The organism is Flavobacterium sp. ENC, from assembly GCF_020991415.1.
Classification (GTDB): Bacteria; Bacteroidota; Bacteroidia; order Flavobacteriales; family Flavobacteriaceae; genus Flavobacterium.
On record NZ_JAJMOY010000008.1, the window covers coordinates 97,109 to 117,165 of the forward strand.

A 20,057-nucleotide genomic window follows, 5' to 3' on the forward strand; every position below is an offset into this window, starting at 1 on the left:
CAACATTTAAAAGAATTTAATTAGCAATGAAAAATAATAACGAAGAACCAAAACAACAATTCCTTTTTGACGGCATCAACTACAAAATCCTTTTGATAGGAATTGCGGTTATTGCTTTGGGATTTATTTTAATGTCGGGTGGCGGAAGTGATAATCCTAATGTTTTCAACGAGGATGTTTTTAGCTTCAGACGTATTCGACTGGCTCCTACTACCGTTTTAATTGGTTTCGGAATCACGATTTATTCTATATTCAAAAAATCCAAATAGACTACTTAGATTGTTAGATTTTAGATTGGTTAGATTCTTTCTAAAAAAATCTGAGAAATCTAAAAATCCAAAAGTCTAAAAATCCAATAATCTAAATAAATGAATACTTTACAAGCCATTATCCTTGCCATTATTGAAGGAATTACAGAATTTTTACCTGTTTCTTCAACTGGTCACATGATTATTGCCTCTTCTTTTTTTGGAATTGCCCACGACGATTTCACTAAACTTTTCACGATTGTGATCCAGCTTGGTGCCATCCTTTCTGTGGTTGTTTTATATTTCAGACGTTTTTTTCAGACACTTGATTTTTACTTTAAACTTTTAGTAGCTTTTATTCCGGCTGTAGTTTTGGGATTATTGCTAAGTGATTTTATAGACGGTTTATTAGAAAATCCGGTTACAGTAGCTGTTTCCCTTTTGATTGGCGGTTTAATTTTATTGAAAGTGGATGAATGGTTCAGCAGACCTGACACAGCCGAAACTTCTCAGGAGATTAGTTATTTGCAGGCTTTTAAAATCGGATTATTTCAATGTATTGCCATGATTCCAGGAGTTTCAAGAAGCGGCGCCAGTATCGTTGGCGGTATGTCCCAAAAGCTTTCCAGAACCACTGCAGCTGAATTCTCCTTTTTTCTGGCCGTTCCGACCATGTTGGGTGCAACGGTAAAAAAATGTTACGATTATTATAAAGACGGATTCGTATTATCGCACGACCAAATCAACTTTTTGATTATTGGAAATGTTGTTGCTTTTATTGTAGCCCTTTTGGCTATAAAAACTTTCATTGGATTTCTGACCAAAAACGGATTCAGGGTGTTTGGTTATTACCGAATACTGGCAGGAATCATTTTGTTAGTGATTCACTTTTTCATTCACCCGCTTACCATCTTATAATGACGCCTGAAGAATATTTAAACGGACAAGTTTTACTGATAGACAAACCACTAAAATGGAGTTCGTTTCAAGCAGTCAACAAATTAAAGTATCTTTTAATTAATAAAGTCGGACTTCCCAAGAAGTTCAAAATTGGTCACGCCGGAACTTTAGATCCCTTAGCAACCGGTTTATTATTGATCTGCACCGGAAAATTCACTAAAAGAATTTCGGAACTACAAGGTCAGGCAAAAGAATATACAGGCACTTTTTACATTGGTGCTACTACTCCATCCTATGATTTAGAGACTGAAATCGACGAGACATTCCCAACGGAACATATCGATGAGGCCTTAATACATGAAACCGTAAAACAGTTTTTAGGGGAAATCGATCAGATACCGCCCATTTTTTCTGCTATTAAAAAAGACGGTGTCCGCCTGTACGAACATGCACGTGCCGGAGAGACTGTTGAAATCGCCAGCAGAAAAACCACCATTCACGAATTTGAAATTACGAGGATTGCATTACCTGAAATTGATTTCAGAGTCGTTTGCAGTAAAGGGACTTATATCCGTTCTTTGGCTTTTGATTTTGGAAAAGCCATGAATTCAGGTTCACACTTAACGGTTTTGCGCCGGACTAAAATTGGAGACTACGATGTGAAAAATGCCATCGATATTACTTTGTTTGAGCAAAGTCTCCAATAGAAAACAATCCGCATTCACTTTTATTTTTTCTAAAGCGTCGGCCGTACGTTTTGGTGTTTTTGTGATTTAGTTTAAGAGCAATTCTTTAAGGCAATCTTTATTGAAATTGACCCTAAATAAGCACATTACACAATGGGGTATTGTAATGTGCCAACTCCTAAGTAATGTTACTTCATACTTGTTTTTCTGTGATTAATAGTGAGGAACGCTTTTTCCTCCAAACAAGAATGATGAAAAATAGTCATAAAACCTTTCGAATAACTTTTTCATAATAGTGCAGTTTTTAATAGTTAAACATTAAATAAACACCAATACTAGAGTAAATCAAAAAGTAGATAATAGAAGTGGGATTCTTTTACTAAGATACACATTCCTGTAGAATAAAAAAATATTTTATTACATTTTTTAAAATTAAAACACTTGCCTTCAGTCAATTACCATATTTCAAAAGGCTTTTAAAGATTTTATTCTTTAAAATTACAGTCGGTTATATGTAATATTATCCATGATTTCAAGCAATTCTTCCTGAACCGAAACCCCTTTATCGGCGAGATACCACAATTGCAGATCGGTTTTGATTTTATCATCAATTACTCCGAATTCTTTTTTATAGTCGGCCATTAACCGGGTTGCCCCTTTTGGTCTTGGTCCCCAATCGGTACGGACAATTCCGGCTTCTTTGCAAATAACAATAACTTTAGGAATAGCCCTTCCGCCGTTGGTTAAGTACTGGCTCATTAATTCATCGTTTTCATCACGCAAAACAATTCGCAGCTCCACTTTTTTATCAGAAGCCAGGGCCATTTTATTTATAATGGGAAGTATTTGTGCCGCATCGCCGCACCAGCCTTCGGAAATTACGAGCCAGATAAAATGATTTTCCAGTTTTTGCAGCTTATCAACAGTATCTTCAGTAATTTTTATGGTTTTCTCGAGACGATTCATTCGGGCTTCGTTCAGGCTGGTGTAATGCGTGAGGCTTTCGGATTGTACATCACCTGTAGATTTTCCTTCGGATAATAAATCGGTCACTAATTTTCGATATTCAGCATAAGAGTAACTGTTGAATAATGCTTTGGCTACAATACTTTTCATATTTGATTGATTTAGGATTCCATAAAAATACAAATTTTAGAAAGACGCTGAAGTGACTTTTGTCATATTAAGGAGAAATGAATCTAAAAAAGCCCACGGATTAAATCATACCGATCAAAATTATTTTTCTAAACATTATTTTTAAAAATCAGAATATGTCTATATTTGCACAAATTAACGCAACACAACAAATGAAATATAAAAGAATTCTTCTAAAACTAAGTGGCGAGGCCTTAATGGGTGATTTACAATACGGAATTGACCCAAAAAGATTAGCCGAATATGCCGAGGAAATTAAGCAAATTCACAGCAAAGGAGTCGAAATTGCTATTGTTATCGGAGGAGGAAATATTTTTAGGGGCGTTGCAGGTGCAAGTGCCGGTATGGATAGAGTACAAGGCGATTATATGGGAATGCTGGCAACCGTAATTAACGGAATGGCATTGCAGGGTGCGCTGGAAGACAAAGGAATGAAAACACGTTTGCAGACTGCTTTGAAAATGGAATCTATTGCTGAGCCTTATATCAAAAGAAGAGCGGACCGTCACCTTGAAAAAGGAAGAATCGTGATTTTTGGTGCCGGAACAGGAAACCCTTATTTTACTACCGATACAGCAGCTGTTTTAAGAGGAATCGAAATCAATGCCGATGTAATCCTGAAAGGAACACGCGTTGATGGCGTATACGATTCTGATCCGGAGAAAAATGCTTCGGCAGTAAAATTCGACTTCATCTCTTTTGATGATGTACTGAAAAAAGGATTAAATGTAATGGACACTACCGCTTTCACCTTAAGCCAGGAAAATAAATTGCCAATCGTTGTTTTTGATATGAACAAAATTGGAAATCTGTTGAAAATCTGTGAAGGCGACAACATAGGAACCGTAGTTAACATTTAGACTACTTAGATTGTTGGAATTTTAGATTATCGGATTTCAATAATCGTTTAATATACAAAAAACAAAAAAAACATATTAGTTAGTAAATTAGATGCCAAAATTTTTAGAAATCTAAAAATCAACCATCTGAAAATCTAAAAATCTAAAAAAAATGACTGAAGAAATAGAATTTATATTAGATAGTACTGAAGAATCCATGAATGGTTCTATAGCGCATTTAGAGAAAGAATTTCTTAACATTCGTGCAGGAAAAGCTTCTCCGGCTATGCTTGGAAGCGTCTTTGTAGATTATTACGGATCTGCAACACCACTTTCGCAGGTATCGAAAATCAGTGTTCCTGATGCGAGAACAATTACTTTACAGCCGTTTGAAAAAAACATGCTGCAGACTATTGAAAAAGCCATTATGATTGCCAATATTGGTTTCAACCCGATGAATAACGGAGACGTTATCATTATCAGTGTTCCGCCTTTGACAGAAGAGCGCCGTAGAGATTTGGCCAAACAGGCGAAATCTGAGGCTGAAGATGCAAAGATCGGTGTGCGTAACGTACGTAAAGATGCGAATACGGATATCAAAAAATTAGAAAAAGAAGGCACTTCTGAGGACATTTGCAAATCTGCCGAAGAAGAAGTTCAGAACTTAACGAATACGTACATTAGAAAAATTGATGAATTACTGGCTGCAAAAGAAGCTGAAATCATGAAAGTGTAATCTTATTCAACACAAAATAAAAATCCGTTTAGTTAAATTGTACTAGACGGATTTTTTTATTCTTATTTTTGCGTACCAAAAATTAATTGTTTTCATTTTCGAAACTAGAATCCTCTGTATGAAGCTATTTTGTTTTCTGAGTTTGTTTTTCACGCTGACCATTCAGGCGCAATTTCAAATAAGCGGAATTGTAAGTGATTCCAACAACAAACCGCTTCCGTTTGCCACCATCAAAACATCAGACAACTTAAGCACCATAACCGATGTTGATGGTAAATTTACCTTTACCGCTTCAGCCGATTTTGCTTATTACACGGTTTCTTATGTTGGTTTTGAAACCAAAACCATAACTGTACTAAAAAACAAAAAATTCTATACGATTTCACTTTCCGAGAAAACAGATGATTTAAAAGAAGTCGTCGTTTCAAATGAAAATCCGGCTTTAGCCATTTTACGAAAGGTAATCTTAAATAAAAACTCGAATAATCCACAAAAAAAGCTGCACAGTTTTGAGTACAAAACCTACAACAAACTTATTGTTACCGCCAATCCTGATTCTATAGATGGCCGTATTGACTCTTCAGCATTGTATAAAGACTTAGACAAAAAGAAAATCAATATTGATTCTTCCGATTATAAATTCAAAGAAATCATCAGCAGGCAGCATTTATTTCAGACCGAAAAAGTATCCCAATATCAATTTGGCAATAACAAACTCAAAGAAACTGTTCTCGGCACAAAAATGGCCGGTTTCAAACAGCCTGTGTATGAGATTATCGCTTTTAATTTACAATCTATTTCGATTTACGATAATAAATACGAATTACTGGAAACCAAATACGAAAGCCCGATTTCAAACAATGCTTTTAAAGATTACAATTACAAACTGCTTGATACGGTAAACATAAAAGGCCGCGAGACCTACATGATTTATTTCAAAAACAAACTGAAAAGAAAAACATCCGGACTAGAAGGTGTTTTATATATCGATCAGGAGAATTTTGCCATAGCAAAAGCAGTCATGCGTATCAAAGGCGTTTTGGACATTAGCGGCATTCATGAATTTGAATATGCTCCGAATGAAAAAATATGGTTTCAAAGCAATACGACCTTCAAAATTGTAAAGGGTAAAAACGAGGAGGACATCAAAATTTTAGGCGGAACGATTCAGTTTGATGCCGATGCTGAAGAAAGTTTAGAACCTAGAAAAAAAGTGGCTTCAGACTTTACGTATTTACTTTCCGAAAGCAACAACTTCGATATTCATTACAATACCAATCCTCCGATAAAAAATCCGGCACTTTATATCGAAATTAAAGAAGATGCCAACAAAAAACCGGAAACTTTCTGGGAAGGCTACCGAAAAGAAAACCTGGATTTAAGAGGCCAGAAAACGTATTTGCTACTGGACAGCCTTTCGATCAAAAAAAGAGTGGAAAAGCGCCTTGGAATTGGCCGTAAAATCATTAATGGTTTCTATCCGGTCGGGCCCGTTGATCTTGACCTGAAAAAAATCATCAGTTACAATAATTATGAAGGTTTCAGACTGGGTCTTGGCGGTATTACCAATGATCGTTTCTCTAAAGATTTCCGTCTTGAAGCTTATACAGCTTACGGAACTAAGGACGGTGCTTTTAAATACAGTACCGGAGCCGGCGTTTTACTGGACAAAAGTACCAACACCTGGCTTAACGCTTATTATATGGATGATGTACGGGAAATTGCGAGTACCGTTTTTGCCGTTGACAAGCGTGTTTTTAAAATTTATGATCCACGTCCGATTAACATTAGTACATTTTATCAATACACGGGATGGAGAGCCAATGTGCAATCGAAAATTATCCCGAAGACAGAAGCGGTTTTAGAAGTATCGAGAAACTTAATCGAGCCCAAATTTGATTATCTTTTTAACCTCAACGGAAGATTGTACTCGAGTTACATTATGACCACGGCTATGTTATCTGTAGTCTGGGCACCCTTTAGTGAATTTATGCAAACGCCAACCGGAAGAAACGAATCTGACAAAAGGTTTCCGAGATTTACTTTCCAGTACACACAATCCCTTCCGAATGTGTTGGAAAACGATTTTAACTTTGGCAAAATCGATTTTAAGGCAGAATATGAAAAACAATATCTCAATCGCCAGAAAACAAGTTTACTGCTGCAGGGAGGATATGCTTTCGGAGATGTTCCGATTACACATCTCTACAATACGGCTCCGAATAACCTGACCAAAGAGACCATCGTTCAGCGTATTACTTTTTCGGGACGAAACAGTTTTGAAACTATGTTTTTTAATGAGTTTTTCTCCAGCGAATATGTTATGTTCCAAATTAAACATGGTTTTGACCGTATTAAAATCATGAGAAAAGTCCGCCCATCGCTGGTATTAGTCACCAGAATGGCCTGGGGAAATATGGAAAACCCACAGCAACACGTCGGGCCTGCTTACAAAACACTGGACAAAGGTTATTTTGAATCCGGAATCGAATTAAATAAAATCTACAAAGGGATCGGCTTAGGCGGATTTTACAGATATGGCCCCAATCAGTTAGCGAGATTTGACGATAATATTGCTGTTAAGATTTCTTATGTACTTGATTTGGGACTTTAGGGTTAAATTCTAAAAAAAATTAAATTCCAAATATCTTAAATTCCAAAGCTTCCTTAAAATTCCAAAGTTTAAATTCCAAATTCCAAACTTTAGTTTATCATTCTGCCAACCCATAAAAAGTAAATAGATACAAATAAAAAAATCCCAAATTCCAATCGTGAAAATTGGAATTTGGGATTTTAAATTATTGGAATTTCTTCCTCCGTCTATGGTTTCAGAATCAAAACCGATGGCGTATTATTCAGCCATGTACTTTGCGATTCAATTAGTTTTTTCCAACTGTCGAGACTAATAATCATCAGGTTCTGATTTTCGAGGAACTCTTTTTTGATAGTCCTTTCGTGCATGATCATGATATGATTTGGAGCAATCTGTTCTATCGAACGAATTGTTTCCTGAATATCACGTGTATTTTTGACTTCACCGCTTGCATCCAGAACCGTAATCTGGGAACCATTGTTGTTGATTAATTTCTTGGCATATTCAATTAAAAAAGAATCTTCTTTACTAAATATTGGCATAAAAACCTGATTTACTTCTTCTAAGTCCTTATCAATAAAAATTCCGACAGGCATCTTACTCTTGGCTATGATATGACGGGTTCTTTCATCAAAAGGAGAATTTTCGAACAAGCCTTCTTTTCCTGTAAATTTATCGATCAGACGATCCGGATTTACGATTCGGGTGGTAAAACCGAGGATTTTCCCCAGTAAGGTCCCGTCAAAAATAGATTGTCCCAATCCCACCAGCAATAAGTCATATTCGCCCTGATTGGCGGTATCGATAATATCAGTATCAATATCATTCGTCACTTTAAAAATACTAACCATATTTTGTTCCAGACGTTCTGATTCCTGAATAACGGGTACCAGCATTTTTCGCTCGTGATCTTTTACATCAAACGAATGTATTTCTGTACTTAAGGACAAATGCATTGCTGTAACAATAGAATTATCACCCTGTTTTTTAACCAGACTGTTTGCAATTCTCAATAATTTTTTACCTCTTTCCGGGGTCGCAAACGAAAGTAAAATCTTGTATTTACTTTTATTTCCGATTTCCTGTGGAATTGCGGTTATTTTATCCTTAAAAATAAAGCCGATAAAATCTAAAGCCGGACCTGTCATAAACGTAGTTACCAACGCCATAATAACCATCATGGTAAAAATCTCGGTAGATAAAACGCCTAAGTCATACCCAATATTTAACACCACCAGCTCCATTAAACCACGTGTGTTCATTAAAGCGCCAATGGCTAAACTGTCTTTCCAGCTTTGTCCGACAAATTTGGCAGCAAAAGCACTTCCGAGGAATTTACCGGCTACCGCTACTGCAATAATTACCGCGGTCACTTTCCATAAATAAGGATCGTTCAACAAACCAATTTGCGTACGCAAACCAGTGAAGACAAAGAATAAGGGCAATAAGACAATGATTGAAACGTCTTCCACTTTTTCGATAAAAATATTTCTGAATTTATTGTTTTCCGGCATAATAGCTCCTGCTAAGAAAGCGCCGAACAAAGCGTGAATTCCAATTAATTCGGCAGCATAAGCAGAGAATAAAAGTGTCAGAAAAAAAATAGCGACCACAGGTTTATTCAGACTTTCGCGGGTTGAATTCAAGTCTCCCACACGTTTCAGGAACGGACGAACTATTTTCAGCATGATAATTACATACAAAATAGCCAGACCAATAACATATAAAGCACTTGTAAAAGAACCTGCCTTTACGATCGCAATGACAACAGCCAGAATACACCAGGCCGTAATATCATCAGCTGCGGCACAAGTTATGGCAATAGTTCCCAGTTTTGTTTTCTGCATGCCCCGCTCCTGCACAATTCTGGCCAATACCGGAAATGCGGTAATACTCATGGCAATTCCCATGAATAATCCGAAAGAGGCAAATTCAACCCCAACCGGAGCGAACGTATGATAGATAAAATAAGCCAGTGACAATCCCAATGCAAACGGAATCACAATACTGGCGTGGCTAATTACGACAGCATCATGTGCTTTATTTTTAAGTACTTTCAAATCCAGCTCCATTCCGATTACGAACATAAAAAGTATCAGACCAATCTGACTCAGGAATTGTAAGTTCCCTAATGATTCTTTTGGAAATAAAGCGGCTGAAAATTCAGGGAAATACATTCCGACCAAAGAGGGTCCTAAAACGATACCCGCAATCATTTCTCCAATTACAGAGGGCTGCCCTATTTTTCTGAAGACCCATCCAAACAAACGCGCTACCAAAATAATAGTCACAATCTGGGCCAGTAAAATAGCCAGTGGATGCTGCAGATTTTCTACCATGGAATGTAAAAAATCATTCCAGTGATTGCTTTCGATTTTTTTATGAATGATTCCGCGTCCTACTTCGAGTGAGGCACCTTTTGAAATTACCCAATATATCAGAGTTGTAAAACCACCAATAACCGTAATGTAAAATAAGGAGTTTTTAATATTATTCATAACTCGTTTTTTTGATTTTAATGGTGCAAATATCAACACTCAACAGGAAGTGAAAAAGGTTTTTTTTACTTAATTTCAAATGTATGTAACAAGTCTGAAAAACTTTGTAATAAGTTAGACAATTGCGCTAAAAACAAGTGTGTTTCTCCAATCGAAAGCCTGATTATAATGCCAGCGAGGAGGGCTTCGACTTCGCTCAGCCTGGCCTATTTTAGAAGATTTTATTTTGTGAAAAAAACTGTCACCCTGAGCGGAGTCGAAGGCTTGCATATTCAAAAAGGGCTTCGACTCCGCTCAGCCTGACACCAGTATGTTCAGCCTGACTTTTTGGTTTCGCTGTGTCTGGCATTTTTGGTGTACTCTAAATTTTCACCTTTTTCAAAAACTCAGCACGGTAGGTTTCGCTCAGAAGCAGGGTGGTGTTTTTGTCTTTTTTCTCTAAGTGATGCAGGACAATTTCGTTGTGGTTAAAAAACTTAATCGCTTTTACCGCTACAATTTCTTTTTTGTTTACACGGCAGAAATCGGCTTCGGGCAATTCGTGCAAAAGGGTATCGAATTTAACGTTTTTCAAATTCAGAAAACTGCCGTCTGCCAAAAGAACCGTTTTATCGCGACTGTCGCTCACTGCGGTTTTGATGTACTGAATCTGATTGAAATACAACAAAGTTTTTCCTTTGTCTGTATTCAGCTGAATGAACTTTTTGGCCGCATCCGGTTTATGAAACCGTTCAAAAGCTTTTGAAATCGCTTTTTGCAGACGTTCCAGTTTTACCGGTTTTGTAATATAATCGACTGCATCAATATTAAAAGCATCTGCCGCATATTCCTTATAGGCCGTACAGAAAATAACCAATTTATTATCGAGCATTTCTGCCAGATGAAGTCCGTCAATTCCGGGCATTTCGATATCTGATATTAGCAAATCAAAATCGAGATTTGGAATATCAGCAAGGAGTTTTTCCGGATTATTAAACGTTTTTACGATTTCCACTTCAGGAATTTGCTCGCAAAGCATTTTCAGATACGTTAATCCCGGCAGCTCATCGTCCAGAAGCAAGCATTTCAGTTTTGTATTCAAGTAAGTCTATTTTTAGATGGGCTATGTAAATATCGTTTTCTACAAACCTTTCCAGTTTGAAGTTATTTTTATAAATAATTCGCAAGCGGTGTTCTAAAGTGGCGTGGCCAAAACCGCTGCGTTCTTTTTTTAATACTTTTTTGTCGGAAATTTTATTCGAAACGGTCATAAAAAAAGCATTGTCCCTAAATTCAAAAACAACCGAGATAAAGGCATCTGCACTTTGCAAATCCGCATGTTTAAAGGCATTTTCGATTAGATCAATAGAAATCAGCGGTGCGAGCAACGGCTGTTCATACAGTTTGTCTTCCTTATTGATATTGGTTTTGATCTTCAGCTCAAAAAGCGGACTGATTTTGATTTTATTGATTTCGATTAAATTCAGCGCAAAATCAATTTCTTCTTTTGCCGTCACAAACTTCTTTTTGCTTTCGTACAAAATATAGTCCAGCACATTGGCTAGTTTATCCAGCGCAAAATAGGTTTGATACGCGTGGGACTGAATTGAATTCAGGATGTTTTTAAACAAATGCGGATTCAGTTTTGACTCCAGCGTTTCCAGCTGCAAATCATTCACTTTCATTTCGAGTGCATAAAAACTCTTTTCGGCATCATCTTTTGCTTTTTTGAATTGCAGCAGTTGATACATCAAAAAGCAGATAATGACAATCAGCAATAAAAGAATTGCGAGAAATATAAATGTGATAGTGTTGTTTTCCTGCATTGTTATTTAAAGTTTAAATGTTTTTTCGCCACGAATTGCACGAATTACACAAATTTAAAATCCCACTGTCTGCCTAAATCCGCGTAATCTGCAAAATCTGCGGGAACTTTTTGGCCACGGATTAAAATAATTTTATAATCTGTGTAAATCAGTATAAGCCATAAAATCCGTGACCTATAATTTAATGACTGGACACAAACTTCAACCCGATAATCGAAGCAATTAAAGTCGAAAGAAAAAAGATTCTCCAGAAAGTTGCCGGTTCTTTAAAAACCAGAACACCAACCAAAACAGTTCCCACAGCGCCTATTCCTGTCCATACGGCATAGGCTGTACCAATAGGCAAAATCTGAGTCGCTTTGTAGAGCAAAATCATGCTGATCGAAAGACAGATAAAAAACCCTGCCATCCAATAGGTCGAGATAATTCCCGTGGTTTCTTTGGCTTTTCCCAGGCAGGATGCAAATCCAACTTCGAAAAGTCCGGCAATAATCAATAAAATCCAGTTCATTTTCGTTTCCTTTTTTAAATTTGAATACAAATATGAGAAAAGCCCGTGGAGAAACCATCAAAAGAAAGCAATATTATCACAAAAGCGATATCGTGATTTGTGTTAACAAAAAGTAAAAACGAGTTCGAATAATTATGATTTAGAGCACTTTTCACTACATTTGCAACCATTTTTAAAGATTTTATGAAAAACACAGTTCAAGTTGGATTTTGGGAAAAAATAGCCCGAATCATACTTAAAAACAGAATAACAATTCTGATTGTCCTTGCTGCCTTAACCATATTCCTTGCTTTCCAATGGAAAAACCTTGCTATGACTTATACCGAAGCCAATTTGCTTCCTAAAGATCATATTGCAAATAAAGACTATCAAAAGTTTTTAGATAAGTTTGGTGAAGAAGGGAATCTTGTTGTGATTGGTTTTAAGGATCCGAACTTTTTTACACCAAAAAATTACGCTGCCTGGAATGAACTGATGACCGGTTTAAAAAATTCAAAAGAAGTTGATCTGGTCGTTTCATTAAATGATTTAAAGAAATTAGAAAAAGATACGGTTAATGAAAAATTCGTTCTGTCGCCTTTTATTAATCAGAGTAAAACGCACGATCCGGCTTATTTAAAAAGCGTTCAGTACGACCTGTTTCACAATCTGCCTTTTTACGAAGGATTATTGTTTAACAAAGAAAGCGGCAGTGTGCGCTCTGCAGTTTACATCAACAAAGCATTGGTAAACACTGCGGAAAGAAAGACTTTTATCCTTGAAAATTTAGTTCCGAAAATCGATAAATTCGAAAAAACCACCGGAGTTGATCTTCGTGTTTCCGGAATGCCCTACATCAGAACGATCAATGCCGATAATATGAAAGGCGAAATTGGGCTTTTTATCGGAGCGGCTTTGTTTACGGTTTCTTTGATTTTCTTTTTCTTTTTCCGTTCCTTCAGAGCAACATTTATTTCGATTTGTATCTTAATAGTTGGGGTGATCTGGTCGTTCGGGACTTTAGGATTGTTTCATTATAAAATCACGGTTTTAACGGCTATTATTCCGCCATTGATTATTGTAATCGGAATTACGAACTGTATTTTCCTGATCAATAAGTATCAGCAGGAAATCAAATTGCACAGTAATCAGGCAAAAGCGCTGCAGCGTATTATTTCTAAAATTGGTGTTTCGACTTTAATGACGAATTTAACAACTGCCATTGGTTTTGCAACTTTTATGATCACGGGTAATGATTTGCTTTTTGAATTTGGTCTGGTGACTTCTATCAATGTGATTTCGGTTTATTTACTGACCCTTTTGATTGTGCCGATTGTATACAGTTTTATGTCAATGCCAAATGAAAAACATTTATATCATTTGACCAAAACCTACATTTCGACCTTGCTTGACTTTGTTGAAAATGTGGTAAAAAACAAAAGAAAAGTTATTTATACGATTTACGGATTACTTTTGGTTTTCAGTGTTATTGGGGTTTCCCAAATGAAAGTTTCCGGGAGTCTGATTGGTGAAATGCCAAAAAGCGCTTCGTTTTTTAAAGATATTTTATTCTACGAAAAAGAATTCAACGGCGTTATGCCGCTCGAAATAATGATCGACACCAAACACAAAAAAGGGGTGATGAAATTATCGACGATGCGCAAAATGGATGAGCTGCAAAACACTATTGCCTCCATGCCGGAATTATCAAAACCGGTTTCTGTAGTGAATCTGGTTAAATATTCGAAACAGGCTTTTTATAACGGAAATCCGGAATATTACCAATTACCGACTTCGCAGGAACAGACTTTTATTTTATCGTATGCTAAAAATGCGACTAAAAACAGTAAGGACAATTTAATGAAAAGCTATGTGGATTCGACAGGACAATACGCCCGAATCACGACTTTCATGAGAGATATTGGTACGGATGAAATGGCGAAAGTGGAGAAAAAACTGCACGCAAAAATCGATGAAATTTTCCCTTCCGACCGTTATGAAGTTACCGTTACCGGAAAAGCTCTGGTGTTCCAGAAAGGAACCTCGTATCTGGTAGACAACTTAATCGAATCGTTGATTTTTGCCATTTTGGTCATTGCAGCTTTGATGTTGTATTTATTCCGTTCGTTTAAAATGGTTTTTGCTTCGGTTATTACGAATGTTTTACCGCTTTGTATTACTTCGGGATTAATGGGTTATTTCGGAATTCCGTTGAAACCATCTACAATTTTGGTCTTTAGTATTGCGTTTGGAATTTCGGTTGATAATGCGATTCAGTTTATGGCGAAATACAAGCATGATCTATTGCAGAACAACGGAAAAGTCAAGAAATCTGTTTTCAGTGCTTTAAGAGAAACCGGAATCAGTACTTTTTATACTTCGGTAGTTTTGATATTGGGTTTTGCTACTTTTACGCTTTCCAGCTTCAGCGGCACCATTGCCCTTGGAGGATTAATTTCCTGTACTTTGGCATTTGCGATGTTTGCAAATCTATTGGTTTTACCGGCTTTGGTTTTGACTTTTGAGAAGAAGAAAGCTAAAAAAGAGGATTTGGAAAATTTGGAGGGGTAATGTTTTTTTTGCCACGAATTGCACGAATGAGCACGAATTTAAAAGTAATGGGAGAAATCGAAATCTACTCGAGTAAGAAAAAATCGTTCTTATTATTAATTGGTTCTTTTCTATTTGTTGTCGGAGGAATATGGATGTTCATGAATGCTGAAAATTTGACTGGTTTTCGAACAAGAAGTCCAATTTTAGTAAAAGGTATTGGAATTATTTCTGTTTTATTTTTTGGTGTAGGTTTTTATCTTTCAATCAAACAATTAGTAAAAAACAAACTTTTTCTAATTATTGATAAAAGTGGAATTAATGTTAGCCCTAATAAGAATCCATCAAATTTGATAAAATGGAACAATATTGAAGGATTTTCGGAACTAAAAATACAAAACCAAAAAATGGTACTTATTAATGTAAATAATCCTGATTATTGGATTGAAAATGAAAAAAATCAAATTAGAAAAAAAATAATCCAATTTAATTTTAATAATTATGGTTCGCCATTCTTGCTTTCTGCAATTTCGATGCAAATAAATCATGAGCAGCTTGTGAAATTGTTAAATGAAAGTGCCGATCGATATAAAAATTTGACTTAAGAATTCACATATAGTTTGTCATTTCGACGAAGGAGAAATCACACTGGTGCATCCACGATCGTTGCTCTCGGAATGTGATTTCTCCTTCGTCGAAATGACACAACAGAGCTCTATGAAAACCAGAGCCCTAGCCCCGATAGCAGCGGTATCCTTTTTCTGGCTCCTTTAGACAGAAAAAGATACAAGCGTATAGCGGGAAATAGCTTCTAATTTTAATTTTTATCGTTTATATTTGCAGTATTACACAACAAATAATTTAATTTCAACCTTATATATAAAATGAAACACACAAAAGTTAAAGACTTATTAAACAGTACTACTACGCTTCAGGAAGTTAATGCAAAAGGATGGGTGAGAACTTTTAGAAATAATCAGTTCATCGCGCTAAACGACGGTTCTACCATTAATAATATACAATGTGTTGTTGATTTTGAAAATACAGCGGAAGAAACTTTAAAGAGAATCACAACCGGAGCTGCCGTTTCTGTCATTGGAACTTTGGTAGAAAGCAAAGGCGCTGGTCAGAAATATGAAATTCAGGTTCAAAAACTGGAAATTTTAGGAGATTCGGATGCGGAGAAATTCCCAATGCAGCCTAAAAAACATTCCCTTGAGTTTTTACGTGAGAATGCACATTTACGTGTGCGTACGAATGCTTTTGGTGCGATTATGCGTGTGCGTTCGGTATTGTCATTTGCGGTGCACAAGTATTTCCAGGAAGAAGGTTTCGTATATGTAAATACGCCAATCATTACCGGTTCTGATGCGGAAGGTGCAGGAGAAATGTTTAAAGTGACCGCTTTACCATTTGACAACACGCCAAGAACAGAAGACGGAAAAGTAAATTATAAAGAAGATTTCTTCGGAAAAGAAACAAACCTGACCGTTTCAGGACAGTTGGAAGGGGAAACTTTCGCTATGGCTTTGGGACAGATTTATACATTTGGACCAACTTTCAGAGCAGAGAATTCAAACACTTCCCGCCACTTGGCAGAGTTCTGGATGATCGAGCCGGAAGTGGCGTTCAATGATCTGGATGACAATATGGATCTGGCTGAAGATTTTATTCAGTACGTAATCAAATATGCTTTGGACAATTGCGGTGATGATTTGAAATTTCTGGAGGGAAGACTTTTAGAAGAAGAAAAATCAAAACCACAGGCTGACAGAAGCGAAATGCCATTGCTGGAAAAACTGAACTTTGTTCTGGAGAACAACTTCAAACGCGTTTCTTATACGGAAGCTATTGACATTTTGAGAGAGTCCACTCCAAACAAAAAGAAAAAATTCAACTATATTATTAACGAATGGGGCGCTGATTTACAATCAGAACACGAACGTTTCCTGGTTGAGAAGCACTTTAAATGTCCTGTAATTTTATACGATTACCCGGCCAACATCAAAGCGTTTTATATGCGTTTGAACGACAACACTGAACCCGGAAGAGAAACAGTTCGTGCGATGGATATCCTTTTCCCGGGAATTGGAGAAATCGTAGGTGGTTCTGAAAGAGAAGAGCGTTACGATGTTTTAATTGAAAAAATGAAAGCCCTGGAAATTGACGAAGAAGAATTATCCTGGTATTTAGACACCAGAAGATTCGGATCGGCAACCCACGCAGGTTTCGGACTTGGATTTGAGCGTCTGGTATTGTTTGTAACAGGAATGACAAACATCAGAGACGTAATTCCTTTCCCGAGAACTCCGGGGAATGCAGAGTTTTAAAAAAAAGTTATAAAATTTGTTTCAGGTTTCAAGTTTCAGGTTGTTGGACGTTCAGCAAATCTGAAACCTGAAACTTGAAACTTTTAACAAATATCAATGCTAAAGCAATTTTTAAATTTAAAATTATCCCAAAAATTATCTCCACAGCAAATTCAGCTGATGAAGTTAATTCAATTGCCTACGCAAGCTTTTGAACAACGTTTATTAGAAGAAATGAACGAAAATCCGGCCTTAGAAGCAGGAAAAGAAGACGAATACGAAGCCGATGAATTTGCAAATGAAGAATACGATGATTATGACGATGCAGAATCGGACAGAATTGAAGCAGACGACATTAATATAGATGAATACCTAAGCGACGACGATACTCCTGATTATAAAACGCAGGTTAACAATTACGGGGACGAAGAAGAACGCGAAACGCCATTTGCTTCTCCGATCAGTTTTCATCAGGATTTAATCAATCAGCTGAATACTTTTATTCTGAATGATGAAGAGCGCGAAATCGCTGAATTCTTAGTAGGAAGTATCGATGATATGGGATATATCCGCAGAAGTGTGGCCGATATTGTAGATGATATGGCTTTTACGCAGGGCATCTACACCGATGAAGCAATGGTTGAAAAAATGCTGCATGTGATTCACGAGCTGGAGCCTTCGGGAGTCGGGGCACGTGATTTACAGGAATGTTTATTGCTGCAGCTAAAGCACAAAACACCAAGCGAATATGTGGATTTGGCGATTGACATTATCGAAAATCAGTTTGATGCTTTCACCAAAAAACATTACGATAAATTATTACAGAAATACAGTGTTTCCAACGAACAGCTTAAAAAAGCAATTCACGAAATCGAAAGGCTAAATCCGAAACCGGGAGGATCTTACACCGGAAACAATAAAGTTACAGAGAATGTTGTTCCGGATTTTGCGATCCGGATTACAGATGGTGAGCTGGAACTGACCTTAAACGGAAGAAATGCCCCTTCCCTGCACGTTTCTAAGGATTATCAGGAAATGATGCAGACATATAAAGATTCCCGCGATAAATCGACTGCCCAAAAAGATGCCGTTCAGTTTATCAAACAAAAACTGGATTCTGCCAAATGGTTTATCGACGCGATAAGACAGCGTCAGGAAACGCTTTTTGTCACCATGAATGCGATTATGCATTATCAGGAAGAATATTTCCTGGACGGCGACGAAACGAAGCTAAAACCAATGATACTAAAAGATATTGCCGATATGGTTGGACTGGATATTTCGACGATTTCCCGTGTGGCCAACAGCAAGTTTGTAGAAACACCCTACGGAACAAAACTAATCAAGGAATTCTTCTCCGAAGCCATGAAGAATGATCAGGGCGAAGATGTTTCGACTTTAGAGATCAAAAAAATACTTCAGAATACAATTGAAGAAGAAGATAAAAAGAAACCACTTCCGGACGATCAGCTGGCTGATATCCTAAAAGAAAAAGGGTATCCGATTGCCAGAAGAACAATCGCCAAATACCGCGAACAGCTTGACATTCCGGTAGCAAGGATGAGGAAAAAGATTTAGATCTCTCTCTTTTAACTTTTACAGCAAACCCGACAGGTTTTAAAACCTGTCGGGTTTTGTTTTATTATTCAAAGTCTAAAAAAACTACCAATGCTGTTCGGCTGAGCGGAGCCGAAGCCTTTTTCTGGTAACCGAACCTTCGACTTCGCTCAGGTGACAGTAGTTTTCAAAAACAACAAACCCGACAGGTTTTGGGAACCTGTCGGGTTTTGTTTTACTATTCAAAGTCTAAAAAAATCACTATTGCTGTCCGGCTGAGCGAAGTCGAAGCCTTTTTCTGGTAACCGAACCTTCGACTTCGCTCAGGGCGACAGTAGTTTTCAAAAATAACAAACCCGACAGGTTTTAAAACCTGTCGGGTTTTGTTTTACTATTCAAAGTCTAAAAAAAACATTATTGCTGTCCGGCTGAGCGGAGTCGAAGCCTTTTTCTGGTAACCGAACCTTCGACTTCGCTCAGGGTGATAGTAGTTTTCAAAAATAACAAACCCGACAGGTTTTGGGAACCTGTCGGGTTTACTATTTTAACTGATAAATATTTGATTACTTATACTGATCCGGTGCTATTGTAATTTTAAACAGAAAGACTTTATTTTTATCACTGTAACTGTAAAACAAGGCGAAATCGTTGTCCCTAAAAGCCTGAAGACCGGGATTTGCTTTTGCGGTACTCACCAGACTCTTTTCAATTTCTTTTTGTATCACACTTATATCTGCCGTTTTCTTTTCTACGTGCAGTAAGGTTAAATTATACTGGGCCGCTTTCTTTTCCGGTAAACTTACACTGTCCAGGCGAATACCTTTCTGAATTAGTAAAGGACAATTTTTATTGTACTTCGTTACCAGTTCCGTTATTTCACTATTTAAAGCATCAGTACTCTGATAGAAATAAAACTGAGCCACAACCACTAAAATCACTGCAATTCCGATTGCAACTAATAACCGTATATTCTGTTTTCTTTTATTTTCTTTTTCCTGCATTTTTTATTTTAGCTTAAATATTATTTATAAAATCAGGAGACAAATCTATTTTTCCTGATTTTTTTTCATGGCATTGTAATACGCTGCACGGCTAAGCGGCTCATATTCTTCTGTTTCTCCCAGCATAACCAATTTATCGTTATCGGTTTTTCTGAAACTGTAATTGGCTAAGTTTCCGGTTCTGGTGCAAACCGCATGAACTTTGGTCACATATTCGGCAGTTGCCATAAGTGCCGGCATCGGGCCAAAGGGGTTTCCTTTAAAATCCATATCCAGTCCCGCGACAATTACCCGAATTCCCTGATTGGCCAAATCGTTACAAACGGTAACAATTTCATCATCAAAAAACTGTGCTTCATCAATCCCAATTACATCGCAGCCTTGTGCCAAAATAGCAATATTGGCAGCGGCAGGCACCGGAGTGGAGCGAATTTCGTTGGCATCGTGAGATACCACCATTTCGTCATGATAGCGGGTATCAATAGCGGGTTTAAAAATTTCGACTTTTTGTTTGGCAAATTGAGCGCGTTTTAATCTGCGGATTAACTCCTCGGTTTTACCCGAAAACATTGATCCACAAATAACTTCAATCCAACCAAACTGTTCTTTGTGATTTACTGTATTTTCGAGAAACATTTTGTATTTTTCTACCTTTAAAAATGAATAGTTTTTATTACTTTGTACTGGTAA

The 20,057-nt window shown here is 37.0% G+C and carries 17 protein-coding genes; 10 read left to right on the top strand and 7 right to left on the bottom strand.

What is annotated here, in order from left to right; translation table 11 throughout:
• Positions 1-26 precede the first annotated feature (26 nt).
• The 3 genes from LPB89_RS18410 (at position 27) to truB (ending at position 1,855) form a co-directional block, all read left to right on the top strand.
• Positions 27-269 (top strand): DUF3098 domain-containing protein, encoded by a 243-nt coding sequence (locus tag LPB89_RS18410; RefSeq protein ID WP_171568394.1) that lies wholly within the window; start codon positions 27-29, stop codon positions 267-269.
• Positions 270-368: 99 nt separating this feature from the next.
• Positions 369-1,166, top strand: coding sequence for an undecaprenyl-diphosphate phosphatase (locus LPB89_RS18415; RefSeq protein WP_230703143.1), 798 nt, complete (start codon positions 369-371; stop codon positions 1,164-1,166).
• The gene (truB, locus tag LPB89_RS18420) at positions 1,166-1,855 is read left to right on the top strand and encodes a tRNA pseudouridine(55) synthase TruB (protein ID WP_127340502.1); all 690 of its coding nucleotides are present in this window, start codon (positions 1,166-1,168) and stop codon (positions 1,853-1,855) included. The genes LPB89_RS18415 and truB overlap by 1 nt, the downstream gene beginning before the upstream one ends.
• A gap of 477 nt (positions 1,856-2,332) precedes the next feature.
• Here truB and LPB89_RS18425 read toward each other — a convergent pair whose 3' ends face one another.
• Positions 2,333-2,950: a thioredoxin family protein gene (locus LPB89_RS18425; RefSeq protein ID WP_230703144.1), complete on the bottom strand. Its 618-nt coding sequence runs from the start codon at positions 2,948-2,950 to the stop codon at positions 2,333-2,335.
• Between the two features lie 191 nt (positions 2,951-3,141).
• Here LPB89_RS18425 and pyrH point away from each other — a divergent pair, with 191 nt between their 5' ends.
• The 3 genes from pyrH (at position 3,142) to LPB89_RS18440 (ending at position 7,178) form a co-directional block, all read left to right on the top strand.
• Positions 3,142-3,849 (top strand): UMP kinase, encoded by a 708-nt coding sequence (pyrH, locus tag LPB89_RS18430; RefSeq protein ID WP_127340530.1) that lies wholly within the window; start codon positions 3,142-3,144, stop codon positions 3,847-3,849.
• A gap of 151 nt (positions 3,850-4,000) precedes the next feature.
• Positions 4,001-4,564: a ribosome recycling factor gene (gene frr / locus LPB89_RS18435; protein WP_127340504.1), complete on the top strand. Its 564-nt coding sequence runs from the start codon at positions 4,001-4,003 to the stop codon at positions 4,562-4,564.
• A gap of 118 nt (positions 4,565-4,682) precedes the next feature.
• Entirely contained in the window at positions 4,683-7,178 is a 2,496-nt protein-coding gene (locus LPB89_RS18440) for a DUF5686 family protein (RefSeq protein ID WP_230703145.1), read from the top strand.
• A gap of 206 nt (positions 7,179-7,384) precedes the next feature.
• Here the strand turns inward: LPB89_RS18440 and LPB89_RS18445 are convergent, their stop codons facing one another.
• The 4 genes from LPB89_RS18445 to LPB89_RS18460 form a co-directional block, all read right to left on the bottom strand.
• Complete coding sequence (locus LPB89_RS18445) at positions 7,385-9,655, bottom strand: cation:proton antiporter (RefSeq protein ID WP_230703146.1); 2,271 nt, start codon at positions 9,653-9,655, stop codon at positions 7,385-7,387.
• A gap of 361 nt (positions 9,656-10,016) precedes the next feature.
• Entirely contained in the window at positions 10,017-10,736 is a 720-nt protein-coding gene (locus LPB89_RS18450) for a LytTR family DNA-binding domain-containing protein (protein WP_230703147.1), read from the bottom strand.
• A complete protein-coding gene (locus LPB89_RS18455; protein WP_127340508.1) occupies positions 10,699-11,460 on the bottom strand; it encodes a histidine kinase in 762 nt (253 codons plus the stop codon). Before LPB89_RS18455 ends, LPB89_RS18450 begins: the two co-directional genes overlap by 38 nt.
• A 181-nt stretch (positions 11,461-11,641) precedes the next feature.
• Positions 11,642-11,971 (bottom strand): multidrug efflux SMR transporter, encoded by a 330-nt coding sequence (locus LPB89_RS18460; protein WP_230703148.1) that lies wholly within the window; start codon positions 11,969-11,971, stop codon positions 11,642-11,644.
• Positions 11,972-12,154: 183 nt separating this feature from the next.
• Between LPB89_RS18460 and LPB89_RS18465 the strand changes: the two genes are divergently transcribed.
• The 4 genes from LPB89_RS18465 (at position 12,155) to rpoN (ending at position 18,387) form a co-directional block, all read left to right on the top strand.
• The gene (locus LPB89_RS18465) at positions 12,155-14,521 is read left to right on the top strand and encodes an RND family transporter (RefSeq protein ID WP_230703149.1); all 2,367 of its coding nucleotides are present in this window, start codon (positions 12,155-12,157) and stop codon (positions 14,519-14,521) included.
• 47 nt (positions 14,522-14,568) lie between these two features.
• Positions 14,569-15,105, top strand: coding sequence for an STM3941 family protein (locus tag LPB89_RS18470; protein ID WP_230703150.1), 537 nt, complete (start codon positions 14,569-14,571; stop codon positions 15,103-15,105).
• A 279-nt stretch (positions 15,106-15,384) separates the two neighbouring features.
• Positions 15,385-16,830: an asparagine--tRNA ligase gene (asnS, locus tag LPB89_RS18475; RefSeq protein WP_230703151.1), complete on the top strand. Its 1,446-nt coding sequence runs from the start codon at positions 15,385-15,387 to the stop codon at positions 16,828-16,830.
• Positions 16,831-16,926: 96 nt separating this feature from the next.
• Positions 16,927-18,387: an RNA polymerase factor sigma-54 gene (rpoN, locus tag LPB89_RS18480; RefSeq protein ID WP_230703152.1), complete on the top strand. Its 1,461-nt coding sequence runs from the start codon at positions 16,927-16,929 to the stop codon at positions 18,385-18,387.
• Positions 18,388-18,929: 542 nt separating this feature from the next.
• Here the strand turns inward: rpoN and LPB89_RS18485 are convergent.
• Together LPB89_RS18485 and LPB89_RS18490 are read right to left on the bottom strand one after the other, a co-directional pair.
• Entirely contained in the window at positions 18,930-19,367 is a 438-nt protein-coding gene (locus tag LPB89_RS18485; protein ID WP_230703153.1) for a hypothetical protein, read from the bottom strand.
• 45 nt (positions 19,368-19,412) lie between these two features.
• On the bottom strand, positions 19,413-20,003 hold the full coding sequence (locus tag LPB89_RS18490; RefSeq protein ID WP_042565610.1) for a thymidine kinase: 591 nt from the start codon (positions 20,001-20,003) through the stop codon (positions 19,413-19,415).
• Positions 20,004-20,057 lie beyond the last annotated feature (54 nt).